The sequence below is a fragment of the Bacillus sp. JJ664 genome, from assembly GCF_036962205.1.
Classification (GTDB): Bacteria; Bacillota; Bacilli; order Bacillales; family Bacillaceae_G; genus Gottfriedia.
This window is the reverse complement of sequence record NZ_JBALMS010000057.1, coordinates 1-3,526: the sequence shown is the minus strand read 5'-3', so window position 1 is coordinate 3,526 and position 3,526 is coordinate 1. Positions and strand designations below refer to the sequence as shown.

The following is a 3,526-nucleotide window of genomic DNA, read 5'->3' as shown; positions in this document are numbered from 1 at the left end:
AGATAAGATAAAATAATTTTTCCAATCATTAATACAACATACACAGAGAACAACATAAGAATCGTATCTTTTGGAAAGTACTGTTTCATTAAATGATCATCTAAAAATCTCTTCACTAATATTGGTCCGTACATTTCACAAGCAGTTGCAAGGAATAAAAATACAAATGCGAAGAAAAGTAGAACTTTATATTTTTTTAAAAATGAAAGTAAACGAATTAAGTCTTTCTTTTGCCTTGAATTATCTATTTCTTGTTCCATTTATCTCCCTCCTTGCTGAACAAGTTCTTCTAATTGCTGTCTTTCAAACATTTCCTTATACCAACCATCCATTTGAACTAATTCTTCATGTTTACCACGCTGAATGATTTTACCTTCATCTAATACAATAATTAAATCACTATGCATTACAGCACTCATCCGATGAGAAGTAATAAAGGTTGTTTTCCCATCACGCTCATCTTTTAGTGAACGAAGTATTTTCTCTTCTGTTTTTGCATCTACTGCCGATAAACAATCATCTAAAATTAAAATGTTTGGATTTTTAATTAACGATCGAGCAATTGAAATCCTTTGTTTTTGTCCGCCAGAAAGTGAAACACCTCGTTCACCAACAACTGTTTGATAACCTTTTGGAAATTCTAATATATCATTGTGGATATTTGCTATTTCAGAGGCTTTATATACATCATCATCTGATGCATTTGTAAAACTAAACGCAATATTTTCTTTCACGGTACTTGAAAATAAAAAATGCTCTTGAGGTACATATCCGATATGCTCTCTTAATGCATGTAAGCTCACATTTTTAATATTCAGATCGCCAACAGAAATTCTTCCTTGATTGACATCATATTCTCTTAACAATAATTTTAATAATGTCGTCTTCCCTTGACCCGTCTTTCCGACAATACCAATCGTTTGACCTTCTTTTACACGAAAATGTATATCACTTAGCTTGAAATTGGAATTCTCATTGTATGTAAATGAATCGATTGCATAGTGAATTTCACCCATCGCAAGTTTTTGTAACGCTTGGTCGGAATCTTTAATCTCAGCTTCAATACTTAATAAAGAGCGAATACGATCATAAGAAGCTCTCCCTCTTTCAACAATATTGAATAACCAACCTATTGCAAGCATAGGCCAAATTAAAATTCCTAAATATGTAACAAAAGTAATTAATTGTCCAATTGTAATGTCATCTGAAATGACTAATCTTGAACCATAAACAATTGAAATTAAGTATGAAATTGAAACAACAAGCATAATAGTTGGATCAAATAAAGCATCAATTCGTGCAACCTTCATATTGTTTTTTACAACTATGTCTGCTTGATTTTTAAAAGCACCAATATCCTCTTTTGCTTGCCCTAAACTTCTGATTACTTTTAAACCACTCATGCTTTCTTGTACTTTATTGTTTAATTCAGAAAAAGCTTCTTGAGCTAAATGAAATCGTTGATGTAATAGTTTTCCATAGTATTGCGTTAAAATGGCCATGATTGGTAGTGGTAATAAACTAATGAAAGTAAGTTTCCAACTAATTGAGACTGCCATCATGACTAACACAGAACCACCTAGTATAATCGAGTCAACGAAAGTTAAAATACCAGCACCAGCCGTTTCTCGAACAGCTTGAACATCATTGGTCGCATGGGCCATTAAATCTCCAATTCGATTTTTTTGATAAAAAGTTGGCGACATTTTTGTAAAGTGATGATATAAATTATCTCTCAGTTGTTTTGCTAATTTTAATGAAGAGCCAAAAATTAATCTTCTCCACAAAAATCGAAATAAATAAAGTAGTAATCCATTTACAAAAATTAATCCTACCCAAAAGAATAATGTCTTCCCACTTAGTGATTTTTTTATCATTTCGTCGATTACATAACCAATGACTTTCGGAGGTAAAAGCTCTAACAATGCAACAATAATTAGTAGAGATATCCCCCAGATATAACTTCTTTTTTCTTGTTTAAAAAACCATAGTAAATCTTTAAAGACTGACATTTCCCCACCCCCGTTATTAACACATAGTTTGATTTTAACAAATATTATGAATACTTTACAGTTAATGGTCAATTATAACATAAAAAAATTTGTTAATAGTTAGATTTTAAAAATGCACAAACAGTTCACTGCTTGTGCATTTTTTAAGTCATAGATAAACTACCATAGATATTTGATTAGGTCACCCTTAAATAAATTTGTATCAATATGACAATCAGTTGCATCTAAACCATATTGCCATCCATATATTTTAGTGTCACTTGGTCCACCAGCTGAAAATTCAGGTGCATTTGTTTTTGTCGTTATACCTCGTTGTGGAAATGCAGTCCATAAAATCGTTTCTTTACTTAATGTGCGATGATCTTTTGCTGCTTGTTTATATGCTTTCGATAAATCCTGCCCATTGTCAAACACACCATAGATTCCTGAAACATATCCCAGCTTTTTCATCTCATCGTAATACCCTTTAATGAACTTAGCATCGACTTCATAAGTTGGTTCAATATCTGCAAAAATTGCTGTTCCTTTTGGTACATCTAAAACACTAGCTAACTTCACACCAACTTGTGCTTGGTTTACACCGTTTTTGTACCCTTTTGCAGAGTCAAATTGATTATTGATTAATAATATTTTTATTTTCTTTGAATGTAATAATGCTGCTTCTTTTTTAGTAATACCTTTAGAAACGTCTTCTTTCGTGCCAAGATATCTACCCAAAACCTCAGGTGTTCCAAACTCCTTTTTCACACAAGTTAAAAAATGGTTAGTTGTATTTGAAGCAGTGTCAACTCCCCAATAAAAAGATTTAGTAGAAGGACCTTTTTGCTCCTGCTTTTCATGATTTCGAGACGAATCTTCTTTACTGCTCAATACTCCGAAGATTATAGAAAACAATAATACAACTGATATGAGAATAAAAATGATCGGTTTCCAATTCAAGCTACTCACTCCCCTTTTCAAAACATCCTATTCAAGACTGAAAAAGAATGTTTGTGCTCAGGGTAAATGGAGTGAAATGATGACATGTAAAAAACAACTAAAAAAACCACTATCCATTGGATCATTACCAATGAAAAGTGGTTTTGGATTAGTTGTATGATTGATAAGACATTATTGCAATTTTAAACATCTCTTTCAAGTATGTTCTCAATTCTAGCAATAAAAATCTAGATCTAGACTAATTACTTTTGGTTGTTCATAGCCTTCATCATTTGATTAATTTTCTTTTGTGAAGGTTTTTGACCCATTTGTGCCATCATAACTTTTAAACGTTGATATACCAAGGTTTTATAAACTAATCAGAAACACTTATTCTATTAAGGAAAATATACCTTATTTCAATAATAATGTCTATACCCCAAAAAGTTATAAGTACAAATGAGTTAATTTTACATAATTTTCATTTATGAAAATTTTTATCAACGTCCTCTATGATAATGGTAAATATTAGGATAATATTTAGTAATATGGATTCATTAATCGAAAAGGAGTTATTAAATGCTTGATAATAATTT

General features: G+C 31.1%; 2 protein-coding genes and 2 pseudogenes. All 4 read right to left on the bottom strand.

The window, feature by feature from the left end:
• Window positions 1-260, bottom strand: a pseudogene (locus tag V7056_RS10680) (ABC transporter ATP-binding protein); the annotation flags it as partial.
• Window positions 261-2,012 (bottom strand): ABC transporter transmembrane domain-containing protein, encoded by a 1,752-nt coding sequence (locus tag V7056_RS10675; RefSeq protein ID WP_499701760.1) that lies wholly within the window; start codon window positions 2,010-2,012, stop codon window positions 261-263.
• 159 nt (window positions 2,013-2,171) lie between these two features.
• Window positions 2,172-2,960: a glycoside hydrolase domain-containing protein gene (locus tag V7056_RS10670; RefSeq protein ID WP_499701758.1), complete on the bottom strand. Its 789-nt coding sequence runs from the start codon at window positions 2,958-2,960 to the stop codon at window positions 2,172-2,174.
• Window positions 2,961-3,193: 233 nt separating this feature from the next.
• Window positions 3,194-3,286, bottom strand: a pseudogene (locus V7056_RS10665) (YneF family protein); the annotation flags it as partial.
• Between the last annotated feature and the right edge of the window lie 240 nt (window positions 3,287-3,526).

Coding starts and splice junctions, on each gene's coding strand:
- V7056_RS10675 (WP_499701760.1), bottom strand. CDS start 2,012: ATGTCAGTCTTTAAAGATTTACTATGGTTTTTTAAACAAGAAAAAAGA.